General features: G+C 57.5%; 24 protein-coding genes and 1 tRNA gene. 5 read left to right on the top strand and 20 right to left on the bottom strand.

Annotated features, from left to right (window positions below; translation table 11 throughout):
• The 12 genes from rlmN to trmJ form a co-directional block, all read right to left on the bottom strand.
• Positions 1-1149, bottom strand: a complete 1149-nt coding sequence (gene rlmN, locus ACA046_RS05640; RefSeq protein ID WP_003209670.1) for a dual-specificity RNA methyltransferase RlmN — start codon at positions 1147-1149, stop codon at positions 1-3.
• A gap of 30 nt (positions 1150-1179) precedes the next feature.
• Positions 1180-1605: a nucleoside-diphosphate kinase gene (ndk, locus tag ACA046_RS05635; protein ID WP_003175956.1), complete on the bottom strand. Its 426-nt coding sequence runs from the start codon at positions 1603-1605 to the stop codon at positions 1180-1182.
• Between the two features lie 91 nt (positions 1606-1696).
• Positions 1697-1897: a Fe-S cluster assembly protein IscX gene (gene iscX / locus ACA046_RS05630; protein WP_076017546.1), complete on the bottom strand. Its 201-nt coding sequence runs from the start codon at positions 1895-1897 to the stop codon at positions 1697-1699.
• A 14-nt stretch (positions 1898-1911) separates the two neighbouring features.
• Entirely contained in the window at positions 1912-2253 is a 342-nt protein-coding gene (fdx, locus tag ACA046_RS05625; protein ID WP_167664532.1) for an ISC system 2Fe-2S type ferredoxin, read from the bottom strand.
• Positions 2254-2256: 3 nt separating this feature from the next.
• Positions 2257-4119 (bottom strand): Fe-S protein assembly chaperone HscA, encoded by a 1863-nt coding sequence (hscA, locus tag ACA046_RS05620; RefSeq protein WP_497676072.1) that lies wholly within the window; start codon positions 4117-4119, stop codon positions 2257-2259.
• Between the two features lie 51 nt (positions 4120-4170).
• A complete protein-coding gene (gene hscB, locus ACA046_RS05615) occupies positions 4171-4692 on the bottom strand; it encodes a co-chaperone HscB (protein ID WP_497677047.1) in 522 nt (173 codons plus the stop codon).
• A gap of 8 nt (positions 4693-4700) precedes the next feature.
• A complete protein-coding gene (iscA, locus tag ACA046_RS05610) occupies positions 4701-5024 on the bottom strand; it encodes an iron-sulfur cluster assembly protein IscA (RefSeq protein ID WP_003209680.1) in 324 nt (107 codons plus the stop codon).
• 28 nt (positions 5025-5052) lie between these two features.
• A complete protein-coding gene (gene iscU, locus ACA046_RS05605; protein WP_003209682.1) occupies positions 5053-5439 on the bottom strand; it encodes a Fe-S cluster assembly scaffold IscU in 387 nt (128 codons plus the stop codon).
• 102 nt (positions 5440-5541) lie between these two features.
• Entirely contained in the window at positions 5542-6756 is a 1215-nt protein-coding gene (locus ACA046_RS05600) for an IscS subfamily cysteine desulfurase (protein ID WP_497676071.1), read from the bottom strand.
• Between the two features lie 50 nt (positions 6757-6806).
• Positions 6807-7298: a Fe-S cluster assembly transcriptional regulator IscR gene (gene iscR / locus ACA046_RS05595; protein ID WP_003210305.1), complete on the bottom strand. Its 492-nt coding sequence runs from the start codon at positions 7296-7298 to the stop codon at positions 6807-6809.
• Between the two features lie 303 nt (positions 7299-7601).
• Positions 7602-8387: a serine O-acetyltransferase gene (gene cysE / locus ACA046_RS05590; RefSeq protein ID WP_258343881.1), complete on the bottom strand. Its 786-nt coding sequence runs from the start codon at positions 8385-8387 to the stop codon at positions 7602-7604.
• Positions 8388-8389: 2 nt separating this feature from the next.
• Positions 8390-9160, bottom strand: coding sequence for a tRNA (cytosine(32)/uridine(32)-2'-O)-methyltransferase TrmJ (gene trmJ, locus ACA046_RS05585; protein WP_497676070.1), 771 nt, complete (start codon positions 9158-9160; stop codon positions 8390-8392).
• Between the two features lie 145 nt (positions 9161-9305).
• On the opposite strand from trmJ, the gene suhB reads away from it, so the two are divergent.
• Complete coding sequence (suhB, locus tag ACA046_RS05580; protein WP_003175971.1) at positions 9306-10121, top strand: type III secretion system regulator SuhB; 816 nt, start codon at positions 9306-9308, stop codon at positions 10119-10121.
• Between the two features lie 51 nt (positions 10122-10172).
• Here suhB and ACA046_RS05575 read toward each other — a convergent pair whose 3' ends face one another.
• The 6 genes from ACA046_RS05575 to queA all read right to left on the bottom strand — a co-directional run bounded on the left by ACA046_RS05575 (position 10173) and on the right by queA (position 16252).
• On the bottom strand, positions 10173-10721 hold the full coding sequence (locus ACA046_RS05575; RefSeq protein ID WP_003210309.1) for a glycine zipper 2TM domain-containing protein: 549 nt from the start codon (positions 10719-10721) through the stop codon (positions 10173-10175).
• 123 nt (positions 10722-10844) lie between these two features.
• Entirely contained in the window at positions 10845-11759 is a 915-nt protein-coding gene (secF, locus tag ACA046_RS05570) for a protein translocase subunit SecF (RefSeq protein WP_003210311.1), read from the bottom strand.
• A gap of 9 nt (positions 11760-11768) precedes the next feature.
• Positions 11769-13637 (bottom strand): protein translocase subunit SecD, encoded by a 1869-nt coding sequence (gene secD, locus ACA046_RS05565; protein WP_459026305.1) that lies wholly within the window; start codon positions 13635-13637, stop codon positions 11769-11771.
• 62 nt (positions 13638-13699) lie between these two features.
• A complete protein-coding gene (gene yajC, locus ACA046_RS05560) occupies positions 13700-14038 on the bottom strand; it encodes a preprotein translocase subunit YajC (RefSeq protein ID WP_076017553.1) in 339 nt (112 codons plus the stop codon).
• 43 nt (positions 14039-14081) lie between these two features.
• Positions 14082-15197: a tRNA guanosine(34) transglycosylase Tgt gene (gene tgt, locus ACA046_RS05555; protein ID WP_497677046.1), complete on the bottom strand. Its 1116-nt coding sequence runs from the start codon at positions 15195-15197 to the stop codon at positions 14082-14084.
• Positions 15198-15202: 5 nt separating this feature from the next.
• A complete protein-coding gene (gene queA, locus ACA046_RS05550) occupies positions 15203-16252 on the bottom strand; it encodes a tRNA preQ1(34) S-adenosylmethionine ribosyltransferase-isomerase QueA (protein ID WP_497676069.1) in 1050 nt (349 codons plus the stop codon).
• A gap of 108 nt (positions 16253-16360) precedes the next feature.
• Here queA and ACA046_RS05545 point away from each other — a divergent pair.
• Both ACA046_RS05545 and ACA046_RS05540 read left to right on the top strand, forming a co-directional pair.
• Positions 16361-16445: transfer RNA gene (locus tag ACA046_RS05545), tRNA-Leu, on the top strand.
• Positions 16446-16539: 94 nt separating this feature from the next.
• Positions 16540-16869: a hypothetical protein gene (locus ACA046_RS05540; protein WP_497676068.1), complete on the top strand. Its 330-nt coding sequence runs from the start codon at positions 16540-16542 to the stop codon at positions 16867-16869.
• An 8-nt stretch (positions 16870-16877) separates the two neighbouring features.
• Here the strand turns inward: ACA046_RS05540 and ACA046_RS05535 are convergent, their stop codons facing one another.
• Positions 16878-17513 carry a LysE family translocator gene (locus tag ACA046_RS05535; protein ID WP_459026298.1) on the bottom strand — a complete coding sequence of 212 codons (636 nt, stop codon included), beginning with the start codon at positions 17511-17513 and terminating at the stop codon, positions 16878-16880.
• A gap of 157 nt (positions 17514-17670) precedes the next feature.
• Here ACA046_RS05535 and ACA046_RS05530 point away from each other — a divergent pair, with 157 nt between their 5' ends.
• On the top strand, positions 17671-18039 hold the full coding sequence (locus ACA046_RS05530; protein WP_003210321.1) for a PH domain-containing protein: 369 nt from the start codon (positions 17671-17673) through the stop codon (positions 18037-18039).
• Positions 18040-18144: 105 nt separating this feature from the next.
• On the opposite strand, the gene ACA046_RS05525 is transcribed toward ACA046_RS05530, so the two are convergent.
• Positions 18145-19899, bottom strand: a complete 1755-nt coding sequence (locus tag ACA046_RS05525; protein ID WP_497676067.1) for a hypothetical protein — start codon at positions 19897-19899, stop codon at positions 18145-18147.
• Between the two features lie 255 nt (positions 19900-20154).
• On the opposite strand from ACA046_RS05525, the gene ACA046_RS05520 reads away from it, so the two are divergent.
• Positions 20155-21318 (top strand): S-type pyocin domain-containing protein, encoded by a 1164-nt coding sequence (locus ACA046_RS05520; protein WP_497676066.1) that lies wholly within the window; start codon positions 20155-20157, stop codon positions 21316-21318.
• The last annotated feature ends 2 nt before the right edge of the window (positions 21319-21320 follow it).

The following is a 21320-nucleotide window of genomic DNA, read 5'->3' as shown; positions in this document are numbered from 1 at the left end:
TCAGGTTCGAGTCGCGGCGCTTTGCGGCATATCGTCGGCGGCACTCAGTTCACGCACGGCAATATAACGTTCGCTGCGACGGGTGCGATCCAGCACCTGTCCTACCAATTGGCCACATGCCGCATCGATGTCTTCGCCGCGGGTAGTGCGTACGGTGACATTGAAGCCTGCATGGTGCAGTTGATCCTGGAAACGGCGGATGGCGTTGTTGCTCGGCCGCTCGTAGCCAGAATGGGGAAACGGGTTAAACGGAATCAGGTTGATCTTGCACGGTACATTCTTGAGCAACTCGATCATCTCGACCGCGTGCTCGACCTTGTCGTTGATGTCCTTGAGCATGGTGTACTCGATGGTCAACACACGTTTCTCACCCAAGGTCGCCATATAACGCTGGCAAGATTCGAGCAGCATCTTAAGCGGATACTTCTTGTTGATCGGCACCAATTGGTTACGCAATGCGTCATTCGGTGCGTGCAGCGACAACGCCAGGGAGACGTCGATGTGCTTGGCCAGCTCATCGATCATCGGTACCACGCCGGAGGTCGACAGGGTCACACGGCGCTTGGAAATGCCGTAGCCCAGGTCGTCCATCATCAAATGCATGGCCGCAACAACGTTGTCGAAGTTCAGCAGCGGCTCGCCCATGCCCATCATCACCACGTTGGTGATGGCACGGTCGGCGGTTGCCGGGATGCTGCCGAACGATTTATTGGCAATCCACACCTGGCCGATGACTTCGGCGGCGGTGAGGTTGCTGTTGAAACCTTGCTTGCCGGTGGAGCAGAAACTGCAGTCCAGGGCACAGCCTGCCTGGGACGAAACGCACAGAGTGCCGCGCTTGCCCTGGGGAATGTACACGGTCTCGACGCAGCTGCCGGACGCCACGCGCACCACCCATTTACGGGTGCCGTCGGTGGAAATGTCTTCGCTGACCACTTCGGGGCCGCGAACTTCGGCAATGGCCTTGAGCTTGTCGCGCAGGGCCTTGCTGACGTTCGTCATGGCGTCGAAATCATCGACGCCAAGATGGTGAATCCACTTCATTACCTGAGCGGCACGAAAACGCTTCTCCCCGATTGAGTCGAAGAATTTTTCCATTTCCTGTTGAGTCAGACCCAGCAGGTTGGTTTTTGCAGTCAATGTAGTCATGGATTCACCTTCGCTCTTTTAAGCCAATGCTTAGCGAGCGGTTACTTCAGTAGCAGCGAAAAAGTACGAGATTTCGCGGGCAGCAGCGGCTTCGGAGTCCGAACCGTGAACGGCGTTGGCGTCGATCGATTCAGCGAAGTCAGCACGGATGGTGCCGGCAGCAGCTTCTTTAGGGTTGGTAGCGCCCATCAGCTCACGGTTCAGAGCGATAGCGTTTTCGCCTTCCAGAACCTGAACAACAACAGGGCCGGAGATCATGAAGGCAACCAGGTCGCCGAAGAAACCACGAGCGCTGTGCTCAGCGTAGAAGCCTTCAGCTTCAGCTTTGGACAGTTGCTTGAGTTTCGAAGCTACAACCTTCAGGCCGGCTTTTTCGAAACGAGTGGTGATCTCGCCGATGACGTTTTTTGCAACAGCGTCAGGCTTGATGATGGAGAAAGTACGTTGAACAGCCATGGTGTAACTCCAGAAACGGTAATTTGCGAAAAATTAAACCCGCGAATTATACGCGGGTTCTTGGGTATTGCCTAACTGCGTAAGGGAGGCTTCAGTCCTGCTCTTCTTTCCAGGCAGTCTGAATAGCTTCAAGCACCTTTTCACCGCCGCGTTCCCGGTCATCTTCGAACCCTGGCAAGGCCATGACCATGTCACGCAAAGCTACAAAGTTCAGCGAATAAGGGTTCACATCCGGGTGACCATCGGCCAGCAGGATAGCGATTTCTTGTACATCAACCCATTTAAGACTCATGACACTTCCTTGAATCAGTGCGGCGCTTCAGCGGCATGGTTGAGCGAATATTTCGGAATCTCGACGGTGAGGTCTTCTGTTCCCACTTTTGCCTGACAGCTCAAGCGCGATGTCGGCTCAAGGCCCCACGCCCTATCAAGATAGTCCTCTTCCAGCTCATCAGCCTCTTCCAGGCTGTTGAAACCTTCACGGATCACACAGTGACAGGTGGTACAGGCGTTAACGCCGCCGCAGGCGCTTTCGATCTCGATGTGGTGGTCATGAGCGACTTCGAGAATGGACTTGCCGGTCTCAGCCTCCACAACCATACCGTCCGGACAATGCTCGGCGTGTGGCAGAAAAATGATCTGCGGCATCAGTTAATCCTCAAGTTCATTCAAGTTGCGGCCCGCCAGCGCGGCTTTTACCGTCTGGTCCATGCGACGGGCGGCAAAGGCATCGGTCACTTGCGACAGGCGCTTGGTCTGTTGCTCGATGGCGTAACCATCGGTGCCTTTCATCAAATCAGCCAGTTCCTGCATTTGCAGGTCGATAACCATGCGCTCTTCGGCATCCAGCAGACGCTCGCCGTCGGCTTCAAGGGCGCCCTGCACGGCTTCGAGCAGGCGCTGGGCGTCGACTTGCTGCTCACGCAGCACGCGGGCGACTTTGTCGTCACCGGCGTACTGGAACGAATCCTTGAGCATCTTGGCGATTTCGCCGTCGGTCAGGCCGTAGGACGGCTTGACCTGGATGCTGGCTTCAACGCCGGAGGCCAATTCGCGAGCGGCAACGCTGAGCAAGCCGTCGGCGTCGACCTGGAAGGTCACGCGAATCTTCGCCGTACCGGCCACCATTGCCGGAATGCCGCGCAATTCGAAGCGCGCCAGGGAACGGCAGTCGCTGATCAGCTCACGCTCGCCTTGCAGCACATGAATCATCATGGCCGTCTGGCCATCTTTGTACGTGGTGAAATCCTGGGCGCGGGCAACGGGGATGGTGGTGTTACGTGGAATCACCTTCTCCATCAGGCCGCCCATGGTTTCCAACCCCAGGGACAACGGAATAACGTCGAGCAGAAGCAGTTCGCCACCATCGCGCTTGTTACCGGCGAGGGTGTCGGCCTGGATCGCGGCACCAATGGCCACCACCTGATCCGGGTCGATTTCAGTCAGCGGCTGGCGGCCAAAGGCTTCGGCAACGGCTTCGCGGACACGTGGCACGCGTGTCGAACCACCCACCATCACCACGGCGGCGACGTCTTCCAGCTCGATACCGGAGTCGCGCACCGCACGGCGGCAGGCTTTCAGGCTGCGGGCGACCATCGGTTCGATCAGCGAATCGAAGGCTTCGCGGGTCAGTTGCGCCGACCAGCTACCGTAGGAAACTTCCACAGACGCAGCGTCAGTGAGTGCTTCTTTGGCGGCACAGGCGGTTTGCAGCAGGTTACGTTGCGCGCCCGGATCCAGGTCGGCAGACAAGCCCGCGCTGGTGATGATCCAGCCAGCAATGGCGTGATCGAAGTCATCGCCACCCAGGGCAGTGTCGCCACCGGTAGCCAACACTTCGAAGACACCGCCGGTCAGGCGCAGAATCGAAATATCAAAGGTACCGCCGCCCAGGTCGTAAATAGCCACCAGGCCTTCGGCGTGCTGGTCCAGGCCGTAAGCCACAGCCGCTGCAGTCGGTTCATTGAGCAGGCGCAGCACGTTCAGGCCGGCAAGTTTCGCCGCATCCTTGGTGGCTTGGCGCTGAGCATCATCGAAATACGCAGGAACAGTAATCACCGCACCCACCAGTTCGCCGCCCAAGGTGGTTTCCGCACGCTGGCGTAGCACCTTAAGGATATCGGCCGACACTTCCACCGGGCTTTTTGGGCCCTGGATGGTGTCGATGAACGGCATATGGGATTCGCCGCCGACAAAGCGGTACGGCAGCTGGTCGCCCAGTTGCTTGACGTCGGAAAGACCACGACCCATCAAGCGCTTGACCGACAGCACGGTGTTCAGCGGGTCGGCAGACGCCGCCAGCTTGGCCGACTCGCCCACTTCGGTACGGTCAGCGTGATAGCGCACGGCAGACGGCAGGATGACTTGGCCATCCGCGTCGGGCAGCGGCTCGGAAAGACCGCTGCGCAATGCAGCGACCAGCGAATTGGTAGTGCCCAAGTCAATCCCGACCGCCAGACGACGCTGGTGCGGTTGAGGACTTTGACCGGGTTCGGCGATCTGCAGTAGGGCCATGGTAATCAGGACTTATCTGTATATCAGGCGTGCAACCTGGGCGGCACTGGGTTAATCGTCGAGGCGCTCTTCTAACTGGCGCACTTCGTAGGTGAGCTTGTCGAGGAACTGCATGCGCCGCATCAGGCGTTCGGCCTGTTCACGTTGCGCTGCATCATCCCAACAGGCTGCGAAGCTTTCGTTGAGTTCATCCTGGGCCGCTTTCAGACGGTGCTTGAACACTGCGACTCCGGCCAGATCAGCCTCGTCCTGCAGTTCTTCAAGCTCCTCGCGCCATTGCATCTGCTGCATCAGGAAATCAGGGTCCTGGACCGTGACTTCAAGCGGCAGCTCGCGACCGCCCATGGCGAGCAGGTAGCGCGCGCGTTTGGGAGGGTTCTTGAGCGTCTGATAGGCCTCGTTGAGGCTGGCTGATTGCTCCAGCGCCAAGCGTTGCTCACGCTCGGAAGCGTCAGCAAAACGGTCCGGATGCACCCCACGCGCCAGTTCACGGTAGCGCGTGGCAAGCTGTTCAAGGTCCAGTCGAAAACTCGGCTGCAGCTCGAACAAAGCGAAATGACAAGGAGTACCCACGATCAGCCTCAGATGTTGAAGCTTTCGCCGCAGCCACATTCACCGCGTACGTTGGGGTTGTTGAACTTGAAGCCTTCGTTCAACCCTTCCTTGACGAAATCGAGCTCGGTGCCGTCCAGGTAAGTCAGGCTTTTCGGGTCGATAATCACTTTTTCGCCGTGACTCTCGAACACCTGATCTTCCTCGACCACCTCGTCGACAAACTCCAGCACGTAGGCAAGGCCGGAACAGCCCGTGGTGCGAACACCCAGACGAATCCCCTCACCTTTACCGCGCCCATTCAGGGAGCGGCGAATGTGCTGCGCAGCCGCTTCTGTCATGCTGATAGCCATCGTGACTCCTTACTCGTCGCCAAATTGCTTAGATCAAGCCTTTCTTCTGCTTGTAGTCGCGAACAGCCGCCTTGATAGCGTCTTCTGCGAGTACCGAGCAGTGGATTTTCACTGGCGGCAAGGCCAGTTCTTCGGCCAGCTGGGTGTTGCTGATAGTCACAGCCTCATCCAGCGTCTTGCCTTTCATCCATTCGGTCGCCAGGGAGCTGGAGGCGATGGCCGAACCGCAACCGTATGTCTTGAACTTGGCGTCTTCGATAACGCCAGCTTCGTTGACCTTGATCTGCAGGCGCATAACGTCGCCGCACGCCGGAGCGCCGACCATGCCGGTGCCGACATCTGGGTCTTCCGCGTTCATCTTGCCGACGTTGCGCGGGTTTTCGTAGTGGTCGATGACCTTTTCGCTGTAAGCCATGGTACTGAATCCTCACTCATCAGGGCCGCTCTGGAACCCTGTAAACACGCCTGCGTTTTCCGCCACGTCTTTACAGAGCCTTTTGGGTGGCGGCTTCTATAGTTAGTGTGCCGCCCACTCGATCTTGGAAATATCGACACCGTCTTTGTACATATCCCACAGAGGCGACAAGGTACGCAGCTTGGTGACGGCCTCGCAGACTTTCTGCGCGGCGTAGTCGACTTCTTCTTCGGTGGTGAAACGGCCGAACGTAAAGCGGATCGAGCTGTGAGCCAGTTCGTCGTTGCGGCCCAGGGCGCGCAGGACGTAGGACGGCTCAAGGGAAGCCGAGGTGCAGGCCGAACCGGACGAAACCGCCAGATCCTTGAGCGCCATGATCAGCGACTCGCCTTCGACGTAGTTGAAGCTCAAATTCAGGTTGTGCGGTACACGGGCAGTCATGCTGCCGTTGACATACAGCTCTTCAAGGTGCTCGACCTGCTTGTAGAAGCGATCGCTCAGGGCCTTGATGCGCATGTTTTCAGCAGCCATGTCTTCCTTGGCCACACGGAACGCTTCGCCGATGCCGACGATCTGGTGGGTCGCCAGGGTGCCGGAACGCATGCCGCGCTCGTGACCGCCGCCGTGCATGGTGGCTTCGATACGCACGCGAGGCTTGCGGCTTACGTACAGCGCGCCAATGCCTTTAGGGCCGTAGGTCTTGTGGGCAGAGAACGACATCAGGTCGACTTTCAGTTTCGACAGGTCGATATCGACCTTGCCGGTGGACTGAGCAGCGTCGACGTGCAGCAACACGCCCTTGGAACGGGTCAGCTCGCCGATGGCGGCGATGTCGTTGATGGTGCCGATTTCGTTGTTCACGTGGATCACGGAAACCAGGATGGTGTCTTCACGCATCGCAGCTTCGATCATCGCAGGGGTCACGATACCGTCGGTGGTTGGCTCGAGGTAAGTGATCTCGAAACCTTCACGCTCCAGTTGGCGCATGGTGTCGAGGACAGCCTTGTGCTCAATCTTGGTGGTGATCAGGTGCTTGCCCTTGGTCGCGTAGAAATGCGCCGCACCCTTGATTGCCAGGTTATCGGACTCGGTGGCACCGGAGGTCCAGACGATTTCACGCGGGTCGGCATTCACCAGGTCAGCGACCTGGCGACGAGCGTTTTCCACTGCTTCTTCAGCTTTCCAGCCGAAAACGTGGGAACGGGACGCCGGGTTACCGAAGTTTCCGTCAACCAGCAGGCATTCGCTCATTTTTTGCGCGACACGCGGATCAACCGGGGTGGTCGCTGAGTAATCAAGGTAAATCGGCAATTTCATGGACTTTCTCCTAAATCAGGCTGGCTGGCGTGCCGTTAGCTCTTCGGCTGTCACTCGACGGCGGACGCTTCAATCTTGTCCAGACGCGGCGCCTTGGTGTTGCAACGGCGCTGGTCCTGACGCTGGGCTACTTCTTGCACCTCACGGCGAGTCACAAGATCAGCCAAGCTGATACCACTCAAAAACTCATGGATCTGCAGGCTCAGGTCACACCACAAGTGGTGTGTAAGGCAGGTGTCGCCGGCATGGCAATCACCCAGGCCCTGGCATTTGGTGGCATCGACGGATTCATTCACCGCATCGATCACCTGGGCTACCTGGATGCCCTGCATGTCGCGGGACAGTTGATAGCCGCCGCCTGGACCACGAACGCTGGAAACCAGATTGCTGCGGCGCAACTTGGCAAACAACTGCTCGAGGTAGGACAGGGAAATGCCTTGGCGCTCGGAGATATCGGCCAGGGACACCGGCCCATTTTGCGCGTGCAAGGCCAGATCCAGCATGGCGGTTACCGCGTATCGGCCTTTTGTAGTCAGTCTCATGGACAAGTACCAAGGTGTTTCAGAATGGGAGCAAGTATGCGATTCCCGAGTATTTAAGTCAACTATAAGACCTAGTACTTTAGTCAGGAATAGCCGCAAAAAGGGCGCGCGAATAATAGCAGGGCGGGACGGGATGGACCAGCGGGAACAGGGCCAAGCCGGGAATGCGGGACCAATGGAGGTCAAAATGTGGGAGCGGGCTTGCTCGCGAATGCGGTGGATCAGTCAATATATTCTGCGACTGACACGCAGCTTTCGCGAGCAAGCCCGCTCCCACATGGGTTTTGCAGTGATTGCGAGACTTCAGCCCGCCTTGGTAGCGGCACCTTCGTCCTTGATCTCGGCAAAGTCTTCGGTGCGCAGCTCAGGCAAGTCCTTGGCGCAGTAGTTGCTGCCAAGGTCTTTCAGGGCACCGCACATACCGTCCAGCTTGCCATCCACCGCTTGCAGGTGATCCAGCAACTGGCCGATAGCACGCGCCACCGGGTCAGGCATGTCTTCGCTGACGCCATAGGCATCGAAGCCGATTTTCTCGGCCATGGCCTTGCGCTTGGCTTCCTGTTCATCACCGACTTCCGGCTTGACGATGATCCGCCCCGGAATGCCGACAACCGTTGCACCAGGCGGTACGGCCTTGGTCACCACGGCGTTGGAGCCGACCTTGGCGCCGGCACCGACGGTAAACGGGCCGAGCACTTTGGCGCCCGCCCCCACTACAACGCCATCTTCCAGCGTCGGGTGGCGCTTGCCTTTGTTCCAGGTGGTGCCGCCCAGGGTCACGCCCTGATACAGGGTCACGTCATCGCCAATCTCGGCGGTCTCGCCAATAACGATGCCCATGCCGTGATCAATAAAGAAGCGACGACCGACCTTGGCGCCCGGATGGATCTCGATCCCGGTCAGCCAGCGGCCAAAGTTGGAGACCAGCCGCGCCAGCCACTTCCAGCCCATATGCCACAAGGCGCCGGACAGGCGGTGGATCCAGATCGCGTGCATGCCCGGGTAGCAGGTCAGCACTTCAAAGGCGTTGCGCGCCGCCGGGTCACGGTGGAAAACACTCTGGATATCTTCTCGCAAACGCTCGAACATTTTTAATCCTTCCGCTTAAGAAGCTCGCCACGGGCCGCTTTCTGGGTTTCCGTGAGGATGCCACGCAATATATTCATTTCCGCCCGGCTGACCGAGCTGCGTCCGTACAACCGACGCAGGCGCGCCATCAAGTGCCGTGGTTTTTCCGGGTCGAGGAATTCGATGGCCACCAGGGTTTGCTCCAGGTGCTCATAGAACCGCTCCAGCCCGTCCATGGTGGCCAGCTCGCCACTCTTGGTCGATGCAACCTCATCCTTTTCAACCTTGCTTGGCTGACCTTCAGCGGCCAGCCAGGCCATGCGCACTTCATAACTCAACACCTGCACCGCCGCCCCGAGGTTCAGCGAACTGAACTCAGGGTCTGATGGGATGTGCACGTGATAATGACATCGCTGCAGCTCCTCATTGGTCAGGCCGGAATCTTCACGGCCGAACACTAAGGCGATTTCAGCGCCGCCAGCGGCCTCTTCCACGACTTTGGTCCCGCATTCGCGAGGATCCAGCAGTGGCCAGGGGATGCGACGGTCGCGAGCACTGGTACCGAGCACCAGGTTGCAGCCGACAAGGGCGTCTTCCAGGGTGGCAACGACCTGGGCTTTTTCGAGGATGTCATTGGCGCCAGACGCGCGGGCATCGGCCTCGTAGTGCGGAAACAGACGCGGTTCGACCAGCACCAGGCGCGTCAGCCCCATGTTCTTCATGGCTCGCGCCACGCCGCCGATATTGCCGGGATGACTGGTATTGACGAGGACGACACGGATGTTTTGCAGCAAGGGAGGCGCTCTCGGACACGGGAAAGGGGAGCAAATCTTACAGAACAGCCTAAGGTTATGCCATGAAAGGTAACGTCGTCCTTCACCTGAAGAAAGTTTCTGCTAGAATGCTCGGCTTTCTTTAACAACCTTAGGTGACACATCCATGCAGCCCATGCTGAATATCGCGCTGCGCGCCGCCCGCAGCGCCAGTGAATTGATCTTCCGCTCCATCGAGCGCCTGGATACCATCAAGGTCGACGAAAAAGACGCCAAGGATTACGTATCCGAGGTGGATCGCGCCGCCGAGCAGAAAATCATCGACGCGCTGCGCAAGGCCTACCCTACCCACGGCATCCTCGGTGAAGAAACCGGCCTGCACAAAGGTAGCGGCGAAGGCGAAGACTACCTGTGGATCATCGACCCACTGGATGGCACCACCAACTTCCTGCGCGGCATCCCGCACTTTGCCGTGAGCATTGCCTGCAAATACCGTGGCCGCCTGGAGCACGCTGTTGTTCTGGACCCGGTTCGCCAGGAAGAATTCACCGCCAGCCGTGGTCGTGGCGCCCAACTGAACGGTCGTCGCCTGCGCGTTAGCGGTCGCACCAGCCTGGACGGCGCCCTGCTGGGTACCGGCTTCCCGTTCCGTGATGACCAGATGGACAACCTGGAAAATTACCTGGGCATGTTCCGCGCCCTGGTTGGCCAGACCGCCGGCATCCGTCGCGCCGGTGCAGCCAGCCTGGACCTGGCTTATGTCGCTGCCGGTCGTTTTGACGCGTTCTGGGAGTCGGGCCTGTCCGAGTGGGACATGGCTGCAGGCGCACTGCTGATTCAAGAAGCGGGCGGCCTGGTGAGCGACTTCACCGGCGGTCACGACTTCCTGGAGAAGGGTCACGTCGTTGCCGGCAACACCAAATGCTTCAAGGCAGTACTGACGGCGATCCAGCCGCACCTGCCGGCTTCGCTGAAGCGCTAAGCGAGCGAGCACAAAAAAGCACCCCTCGGGGTGCTTTTTTTATACCTGAAATTACTGCTGCGGCTGGTTCTGACCGATAACCAGGCGCCCTTCCTTGTCGACCGGGATCTGGTTGCCAGGATCACGATCCATGCGCACGGAGCCTTCCTTGCCGTCCAGGGTGTAACGCACGTCGTACCCGACAACCTTGTCGCTGATGTCGTTAACGGTGTTACAACGGGTTTGCGTAGTGGTGTAGGTATCGCGGTTCTGCATGCCTTCCTGAACCTTGTTACCGGCATAACCGCCACCGACCGCACCGGCCACCGTGGCCAGCTTCTTGCCATTACCGCCGCCGACCTGATTACCCAACAGGCCGCCCGCCAGCGCACCGACCACCGTACCGACGATCTGGTGCTGATCCTGCACAGGCTTTTGCCGGGTTACGGCAACGTCCTTGCAGACTTCACGCGGGGTTTTAATCTGGGTTTTCACCGGCTGCACTGCCAGCACTTGCGCATACTCAGGGCCGCTTTTTACCAGGCTGTAGGTGGCAACAGCACCCCCGGCAGTCACACCGACAGCACCCAATACCGCACCAACCAGTAACGACTTGTTCACGTGAACCTCCTGACCATCACAAACGGACCGATCGATCCGCGCTATACCCAGCCTTGGAGCAAAAAAAAAGGCGCGAGTTCAATACTCGCGCCTTTTTTGTAACAGCAGATCAACAACCAACCATCAAGGGCGGTCGTCGACCTCCTTGCCGGTGCTGGCAGGAGGGATCAGGTCTTCGCTGTTGAGGTTCAGCCAGATCAGTACCACGTTGGCGATGTAGATCGACGAGTAGGTACCCGCCAGTACGCCGATGAACAGCGACAGCGAGAAGCCCCACAGGTTGTCACCACCGAACACCATCAATGCCGCAATCGCCAGCAAGGTGGAGATCGAAGTTGCCATGGTGCGCAGCAGGGTCTGAGTGGTGGAGATGTTGATGTTCTCGATCAACGTCGCCTTGCGCAGTACCCGGAAGTTCTCACGAACCCGGTCGAATACCACGATGGTGTCGTTGAGGGAGTAACCAATGATCGCCAGCACCGCCGCCAACACAGTCAGGTCGAAGGTGATCTGGAAGTAGGCCAGGATACCCACGGTCACGATCACGTCGTGAATCAGCGACACAATGGCGCCGACACCGAACTTCCACTGAAAGCGGAAAGCCAGGTAGATCATGATGCCGACCAGCGCCATCAGCATGCCGAGGCCGCCCTGGTCGCGCAGCTCTTCACCTACCTGCGGGCCCACGAACTCGACGCGCTTGACCGACGCCGGGTTATCGCCACCGACCTTCTGCAAGGCCTCGGCTACCTGGTGACCCAGTTGCGGGTCTTCGCCCGGCATACGCACCAGCAGGTCAGTGGTTGCACCAAAGCTCTGCACGATAGCTTCGTGATAGCCGGCCTTGACCAGCTCGTTGCGCACCAGGCTAACGTCGGCCGGCTTCTCGTAGGTCAGCTCGATGAGCGTACCGCCGGTGAAGTCCAAACCGTAGTTCAGGCCCTTATGGAACCAGCTGAACAACGCCAGAACGGTAAGGAGCATGGTGAAGCCGAACGCAACGTTGCGAACGCCCATGAAGTTGATTGTACGTAACATGGCAGCCCCTTAAATCCACAACTTCTTGAAGTCACGCCCGCCAAAGATCAGGTTGACCATTGCGCGGGTCACCATGATGGCCGTGAACATCGAGGTAAAGATACCGAGGGACATGGTCACCGCAAAACCTTTGACCGGGCCGGTGCCCATGGCAAAGAGAATCCCACCGACCAACAGAGTGGTCAGGTTGGAGTCGAGAATCGCGGTAAATGCCCGGCCGAAGCCTTCGTTGATTGCCCGCTGTACGGTCATGCCCGCAGCGATCTCTTCACGAATACGCGAGAAGATCAGTACGTTGGCGTCTACCGCCATACCCATGGTGAGTACGATACCGGCGATACCTGGCAGGGTCAGCGTTGCACCCAACAGCGACATCAGGGCCAGCAGCATCACCATGTTGCCCGCCAGTGCGACGGTAGCGATGATGCCGAAGAAGCGGTAGATGGCGATGATGAACAGGGAGACGAACAGCATGCCCCACAGTGCAGCGTCGATACCCTTGGTGATGTTGTCAGCACCCAGGCTCGGGCCGATGGTACGTTCTTCAGCGAAGTACATCGGGGCCGCCAGGCCACCGGCACGCAGCAGCAGCGCCAGTTCGGACGACTCACCCTGGCCGTTCAGGCCAGTGATGCGGAATTGAGCCCCCAAGGGCGACTGGATGGTCGCCAGGCTGATGATCTTCTTCTCTTCTTTAAAGGTCTGTACCGGTACGTCTTTCTCTACGCCGCCGACCACTTGCTTGGTGTAAGTGGTGACAGGACGCTGTTCGATGAAGATCACCGCCATGCTGCGACCGACGTTGCTGCGGGTTGCGCGGCTCATCAGTTCGCCGCCATGACCATCCAGACGGATGTTCACTTCTGGCGTGCCGTGCTCGCCAAAACCGGCCTTGGCGTCGGTTACCTGGTCACCGGTGATGATCAAGCCACGCTCGATCAGTGCAGGTGGGCGACCGCCTTCACGGAATTCGAATTCCTCGGCAGTGGCGCGGGTGGCACCCGGCTCAGCCGCCAGGCGGAATTCCAGGTTGGCTGTTTTACCCAGGATACGTTTGGCTTCAGCAGTGTCCTGCACGCCCGGCAGTTCAACCACGATGCGGTTGGCACCCTGGCGCTGAACGATCGGCTCGGCCACACCCAGCTCGTTGACGCGGTTACGTACCGTGGTCAAGTTCTGCTTGATGGAGTATTCACGGATTTCCGCCAGCTTGGCCGGGGTCATCGCCAGACGCAGTACCGCCTGACCATTGAGGTCGGCCGGAACAATGTCGAAATCGTTGAAGTTCTTGCGGATCAGTGCACGGGCCTGTTCGCGGGTTGCTTCGTCAGCAAAGCCCAGCTGGATGGCGCCGTTGAGCTGCGGCAGGCTGCGATAACGCAGGCGCTCTTTACGCAGCAGGCTCTTCACATCGCCTTCGTAGACTTTCAGGCGAGCGTCGAGGGCCTTGTCCATGTCCACTTCCAGCAGGAAGTGCACACCACCGGACAAGTCCAGACCCAGCTTCATCGGGTGTGCGCCAATCGCGCGCAGCCATTTTGGCGTGGTCTGTGCCAGGTTCAGTGCGACGACGTAGTCATCACCCATGATCTTGCGCACAACGTCTTTGGCCGGCAATTGGTCTTCTTGCTTGGCCAGGCGCAACAAACCGCCCTTGCCGTCAGCTGCCAAGGTTGCCGCTTTAACCTGGATGCCCGCGTCGGTGAGCGCTTTGCTCGTGCGGTCCAGATCAGCCTGATTGACCTGCAACGCAGTGCTGGCACCCGTGATCTGGATCGCCGGGTCATCAGGATAGAGATTGGGAGCGGAATAAATAAAACCGATCGCCAGCACCGCCAGGATCAGTACGTATTTCCACAGAGGGTATTTGTTCAGCATCACGCCGCCCGCTTATAACGCGGGGCGCCTTGCGCGCCCCGTCGATTGGTAAAGGTTGGAACTTAGATCGCTTTCAGCGTGCCTTTTGGCAGCGTGGCGGCGATGGCGCCCTTCTGGAACTTCATTTCTACGGTGTCGGAGACTTCCAGAACCACGAAAGCGTCGGACACTTTAGTGATCTTGCCGGCGATGCCGCCAGTGGTCACGACTTCGTCGCCTTTCTGCAAGCTGCCCAGCAGGTTCTTCTGCTCTTTGGCGCGCTTGGCCTGTGGACGCCAGATCATCAGGTAGAAGATGACCAGGAAGCCGACCAGGAAAATCCACTCAAAACCACCGCCCAATGGGCCGGCAGCGGCCGGTGCAGCGGCATCAGCCATGGCATTAGAGATAAAAAAGCTCATTTAGCACTCCAGTTGCAAATAGTGAATCTTAGGGTCGGAAAACTCAGTCCAAGGGCGGCACAGGCAGCCCGCGCTTGGCATAGAAGGCATCGACGAAGGCGGCCAATGTACCCTGTTGAATAGCCTCGCGCAAACCAGCCATCAGGACTTGGTAGTGACGCAAATTGTGGATGGTATTCAACATGCTACCCAGCATTTCCCCACACTTGTCCAGATGGTGCAGATAAGCGCGCGAGAAGTTCTGGCAGGTGTAGCAGTCACAGGTAGGATCCAGCGGCGATTCATCATGGCGATGGAACGCGTTACGGATCTTCAGCACGCCTGTATCGATGAACAGATGCCCATTGCGGGCATTACGGGTTGGCATCACGCAATCGAACATGTCCACACCGCGGCGCACACCCTCTACGAGATCTTCTGGTTTGCCAACGCCCATAAGGTAACGAGGTTTGTCAGCCGGCATCAGGCCCGGCAGGTAGTCCAGCACCTTGATCATCTCGTGCTTGGGCTCGCCCACCGACAGACCGCCGATGGCCAGGCCGTCGAAACCGATCTTGTCCAGGCCTTCCAGCGAGCGCTTGCGCAAGCTTTCATGCATGCCGCCCTGCACGATACCGAACAGGGCAGCGGTGTTATCGCCATGGGCATTTTTCGAGCGCTGAGCCCAACGCAACGACAGCTCCATGGAAATCCGCGCGACGTCTTCATCGGCCGGGTACGGCGTGCACTCGTCGAAAATCATCACGATGTCGGAGCCCAGGTCACGCTGCACCTGCATCGACTCTTCCGGGCCCATGAACACTTTGGCGCCGTCCACCGGGGAGGCGAAGGTCACGCCCTCCTCCTTGATCTTGCGCATGGCGCCCAGGCTGAACACCTGGAAACCGCCGGAGTCAGTCAGGATCGGGCCTTTCCACTGCATGAAGTCATGCAGGTCGCCGTGCTTCTTGATCACTTCGGTGCCCGGGCGCAGCCACAGGTGGAAGGTGTTGCCCAGGATGATCTCGGCGCCGGTGGCGACGATGTCCCGTGGCAGCATGCCTTTTACCGTGCCGTAGGTACCGACCGGCATAAAGGCCGGGGTCTCGACGGTACCGCGAGGGAAAGTCAAACGGCCGCGGCGAGCTTTACCATCCGTGGCCAGCAATTCAAACGACATACGACTCATGGTTGTTCCTCTGGGCCGCGCGGCGCCGGATTACGGGTGATAAACATCGCATCACCGTAGCTGAAAAAACGGTATCCATTATCGATGGCGGCTTGATAAGCGGCCATGGTTTCGGGATAACCGGCAAATGCCGACACCAGCATCAACAGCGTGGATTCCGGCAAATGGAAATTGGTCACCAGGGCATCGACCACATGAAATGGGCGGCCCGGGTAGATAAAGATATCGGTGTCGCCACTGAACGGCTTGAGCACGCCATCGCGCGCCGCACTTTCCAGCGACCGCACGCTGGTGGTACCGACCGCCACCACACGCCCGCCGCGCGCCTTGCACGCAGTGACCGCGTCCACGACCGCCTGACTGACTTCCAGCCATTCGCTGTGCATGTGATGGTCTTCAATGTTATCCACACGCACCGGCTGAAACGTGCCGGCCCCCACGTGCAGGGTCACAAAGGCCGACTCGATGCCCTTGGCGGCAATCGCTTCCAGCAGCGGCTGATCGAAATGCAGCCCAGCCGTCGGTGCGGCCACCGCGCCAAGACGCTCGGAATATACCGTCTGATAGCGCTCGCGGTCCGAGTCTTCATCCGGACGGTCTATATAAGGAGGCAGCGGCATGTGGCCGACACGCTCCAGCAGCGGCAACACTTCCTCGGCAAACCCAAGCTCGAACAACGCATCGTGACGGGCCAGCATTTCAGCTTCACCTCCGCCATCGATAAGGATCTTCGAACCCGGTTTCGGCGACTTGCTGGAGCGCACATGGGCCAGCACGCGATGGCTGTCCAGCACCCGCTCCACCAGAATTTCCAGCTTGCCGCCGGACGCTTTCTGGCCAAACAGCCGTGCCGGAATCACCCGGGTATTGTTGAAAACCATCAAGTCGCCTGGGCGTAAATGCTCAAGCAAATCAGTGAATTGACGGTGTGCGAGGGCACCGCTGACCCCGTCCAGGGTTAGCAGTCGACTGGCGCGACGCTCGGCCAAAGGATGGCGAGCGATCAGCGAATCAGGGAGCTCAAAAGTAAAGTCAGCAACGCGCATGATGGGGTTCGTCTAGCAGGGCCGGGAAGTCTAGCGGAAATAGTGAAAATTGACCATGAAACGTGATTGACCAACGGTAATCTCATCTCTATACTTCGCCGCCATTGAGCCCTGATGGCGGAATTGGTAGACGCGGCGGATTCAAAATCCGTTTTCGAAAGGAGTGGGAGTTCGAGTCTCCCTCGGGGCACCATCTTAAAAAAAGACCTTGAAATTCAAGGTCTTTTTTTTCGCCTGCAGGAAAGTGATGATGGACGGGCGAACGCGAGAGAAGAGGAACCTTGGCCATGGAACAGACGCTGGAAGCTGTAGCACTTTTTGCGCTCAAGCTGGTGCATGAGACCGAAGGCGCGAGCCCGATTCTGCGGGACGACCCGGTCATGGACGGGTATGAGCGGGAAGTGTTTGGCTTGCTGGTGCGCAAGGGCGATATCAAGGCCATCCAGCAAAAAATCGACGAGTGCCTGCTATTGGCACTCGAATCCCTGGGCGGTGCAAACACCGTGATGGGCCGCGAGCTGCAACGGCTCGCGTTGGATGTGCACCAAGCGACGACACTTGAAGCACTCAATGCTCCGCTCAACGCACTCAAGGATTACCTGAAAGCCATCCTGTAACGCGCGAGTCAGCGTCGCCCTTCGACTGCCATGCGCACGGCCAGGCCCATCAGCACCGAGCCCATCAACCAGCGTTGCACGGTTTGCCAGACGGGTTTGCGGATGAAAAATCCTGCAATCGAGCCTGCCATAACGGCGATCAGCGCGTTGACGCTCACGCTGATCATGATCTGCGTAAAGCCCAATACCAGGGATTGCGACAGCACACTGGCGTGGCCGTCAGGGTCGATAAACTGAGGCAGCAACGACAAGTACATCACCGCCACTTTGGGATTCAGCAGGTTGGTGACAAAGCCCATCATGAACAGCTTGCGCGGGCTGTCTTTGGGCAGGTCGCGAACCTGGAACGGCGAACGGCCACCCGGCCTGACCGCCTGCCAGGCGAGGTACACCAAGTACAACGCCCCGCCGAGTCGCAGCGCGTCGTAGGCATAAGGAACCGCCATCACCAACGCGGTGATGCCCAATGCCGCGCAGAACATGTAGACGACAAAACCCAGCGCAACACCGCCCAGGGAAATCAGCCCGGCTACTCGCCCCTGGCAGATCGACCGCGAAATGAGGTAAATCATGTTCGGGCCGGGCGTCAGTACCATGCCGAGCGAAATCAGGCCGTAGGCGAGCAGACTGGACATCTCGGGCATGGTGTAACTCCTTGGCGACGTAAAACTTTGTAATGGCCGGCGGGTTGTTGGCGCCATGGTAGGGCGATAAAAGGAAGGCCGTTAGATACAGATCCGCGAGCAAAACGTCATACACCGGCGCGTACGTTTACCGCACCGCTCACCCAAGGAAAGGCAAATGATCGACTTCAACAACAAAGGCTTCTTCAAACTCAAACAAAACAACGAATACGCCGAACGCGTTTCGTCCCTGCTGCTGGATGATGAGCAGGTCATCGATTCATACAAGGCCATGCGCGATGGGGTGGTGTTCACCACCAAGCGCATCATCGCGGTGAACGTGCAAGGGATTACCGGCAGCAAGAAGGATTTCACCTCCCTGCCGTACAAAAACATCGTCGCGTATTCAGTGGAAACGTCCGGGACGTTTGATCTGGATTCAGAGCTGGAGATTTACTTTTCGGCGGTGGGGAAAGTGAAGTTTGAGTTCACGGGGAAGACGTCGATTGTTGAGATATCGAGGGTGATTTCAAGGCATGTGCTCTGAGCTAATGCCCTGCTCAGGACTACCTGAAAAAACCATTGAAGAAACCAGCCTTGCCCCTGATTGGACGTAAACAATAACGCCTGCTCAGGGGCAAGCCACTGGATCTCATAACAGTTTGCAGATCACGTCCAGCTCATCGAAAATAAAGCGCGTATTAGCCCTGCAATAGACATCATAGTGCTCGGTCATCTGCCTTCCGCTCTGCGACTCGTTGAAGTAAGCGTCTACCATCTCCTGAGGCCGGTGCATCCGTGGCTTGCTCAACACTCGCTCTTCGGTAATGTGTTGATCTTTTCGAACCTGCACCCGCCCATCACGGAGAATATTCCGAAGCAGATTCCACTCATAAAAGAAAATACCATCCAGCTCATAAAAGTTCAGGAAGGGAATATTGTGTAACAACACGAAGTGACTATTACCCGCATGAGCACCGGCCAAGCCATGCTGGCTCAGTTTCTGGCGAATACTTTCGTCGGAAATAGTGTCCCTGAGCACGGCCAACTGTCTGACGAATCCGGTACGAAAATTAGCATTTAGAAATAGCTGGCACTGCTCCGAAAGATAGGTTGGAATTTCCGACAATTGATATTTAACCTGAATAAAGTAATAAATATCATCCTCCACGTCCCGAACTATCAAATCAATATCATACCCCTTGATTTTCGCATTATTGCCCGGCTTGAACTCCCCAAACACTTCCAGGCGCGGATCATTAAGTTTTTTAATGTAATTTAAAACGTAGTCTTTTTCGAAGCCGGCTCCGAGCAATTGGCCAAAGTCCGCCTCTTTTCCGTTGACGGTTGCCGTACCCAGCAAATACCTGACAAACTTTCTCAACCCATACTTAAAGTTTAGCGCTCCCCGCACATACATGCCGCCCTTGTATTCTATGAAACTGCTGGCGGAGTCCAACGTGGGTGCACGTCCGGCCAAGGCACTGTTGATCATATCCACCGTGGCAGGACTGACAATAGTCCTCAGGTAAGCTTCGTCGGTTGTACGTTCGCCCGACATCACACGCAGCTCCAGGTGAAGGGCAAAATCGACTATTTCTCGCAAGTAATGATACTTGGGATGCCGGGTCATGGCGGCGGACAAGTACTCCGAATGTATAGACAGGCATTTATCGAGGGTCTGATCCACCAGAAGCCCACGCAAATCCGGATTCAAACGGCCATGTTTCTGCAACAGTTCCGCCATGTCATACAATGTGCGTGTGTCACTGATTTTAGAATTAGCCTCAGTGACCTCCGCCAACCAATACCCCTTGATCCGTCGCTGTAGTTTAGCAGTAGGTACAATATGGAGAGTACCGCCAACCAACCTGGCTGTCAGAAGTCCATGCCCCATAAGAAAATAGATTTCACTCAGGTAATAACACAACCACAAGTTAGCATTCTTCAGGATGGATAAGTTATGTACGGCTCGCAGCTGCAGGTTTTCGGCAATCCTGTTGCACGTATATTCAAGCGCCGCCCATGTGTAGGCCTTACTAAAATCAGCGTACGTATGACTTCCCGGCGCTGACGATGCACCATGACCTGCAGACGCCACCTCAATCCTGAAATAGCTGCCCAGTTGATCTGTGAACCGGTGCACCGTATTAGGGTTGAGTGGTGTGTTGTCTTCGAAGAGATACTGCGGCAGCGATTGTCGGGCCTGTTCCAGGTTTGCCTTAAGTTTCTCCCAGAGTATTGCCTGAACCTGTTCGGGACAAATCAGCCGACGCAGTGCGGGTATTTTGTAAAGTATTCGACTGCGCCAGGTGAGACGTTTGCCAACTGGCGGGAGGGCAGTCGTGTTCGCCATAGGGTTATGCAAAAAGGCGAGTAGTTGCGGGTCTACATCTTCATAAATCATCAACTGGCGTCCTGTCCAATTTCCACTGAGGGCAGGCACTCGCCTTATCCCCATCGCTAATGGCGCACGACCGTAGCATATCGACACACCGGTTTTTCGACGCTGGCACACGAACTGGAAGCTTCCTACACCTGATTAGGAGGTGAGCACCCGTTCAGAAAGTGAGTTTTCCCACGCACACCATCGAACAACGGGAATTTCAGGTTCGCCTCCGCTCTCATAGGCTCGCTTCCTTGCACAGGGAAGTGAGCAGCCATGACAGAGCGCGCGTATCCAATTACCGAAGAAGAGCAGCTGAAGCGGCGAATTCTGACTCCGCAGCCTAAGCAGATTCCGTATTCACAGTTTATTGATTTGTATGAAGCGCCTCCCCCGCCATCGCCTGAACCCGCGAGGATTCCAGGCCATGTATTCGCCAAGTCGTGCCAGTTGCCCGACGGGATCATCAGCTACAACAACCCCACCGGGTATGTGCCGCTTGAGCTGATCAAGGACTACGGCCACTTAACGCTGTTAGGCGGACGGGAGGTGGATAGCCATGGCGGTGTGTCCCTCAGGAAGATCAGTGGCAATGCCCTGCCCGCTGGGCTTGGCCAGCTTGTATTGCGCACAGCGGTAATGGAATCCGCAGCTGCGGCGGTCGGCGCCGCAGCCGGGAGTTTGCTTGCAGGGCTGGTGGCGCTGGCATGGCCGTCGGAGCTTGGCGACAGTGCGCTCTATAGCGAAGAACAACTTCGTCACCTGCAAAAAGCCCGCTCGCGGATGCGGTTGCATATCGAGCAACGCGCCGATGGGACGCTGAAGGGATATGGGTTTTACACCGGTAAAAATACCGACTGGCAGATGATCGATGTGGTGCAGTTTCAGAGTCGTGAAAGTCAGTTCGTGGCGGATCTTGGCGAGGGCGTTGAGCTGATTTGGACGCCGTCCATTGATCCTGACGACACCCTTGGCATCCCGGCGTTGGAGGCCGCGCCGCAAGCACCGGTGATGTGGATCTATCCGCCGACTGAAGCGGCCAAACAGATTTTGGTGAGCCCGATTTATCCGCCGGAGTATCGGGACTTCATTCTGGTGTTCCCGGTGGAATCGGGGGTTCGGCCTCTCTATGTGGTGGTTAACGAGCCCAGGAAAGGTTTGAGAAACTCTGACCATGATTACTTTCCCGCTCCAAGAACTGAAGACATCACTGGTTTCCCTGGCTTGATAGAGCAAAAGGGGAAAACCCAAAGACGAGGCGGAGGCGGCCTACGTAAACGCTGGAAAGACGCTAGGGGAAGAACAATTTACGAATGGGATTATGAGAAAGGCGAACTGGAAGCCTACCGCAGCAATGATCTCAGTCATCTGGGTTCCTTTGATCCCTTTACCGGCGAACGTAGGGGCAAAGCAAAAGACAAGCGCCGTACAAACAAATAAGT

This window comes from Pseudomonas sp. LBUM1641, assembly GCF_059716235.1.
This window is presented reverse-complemented; position numbering and strand designations above follow the sequence as displayed.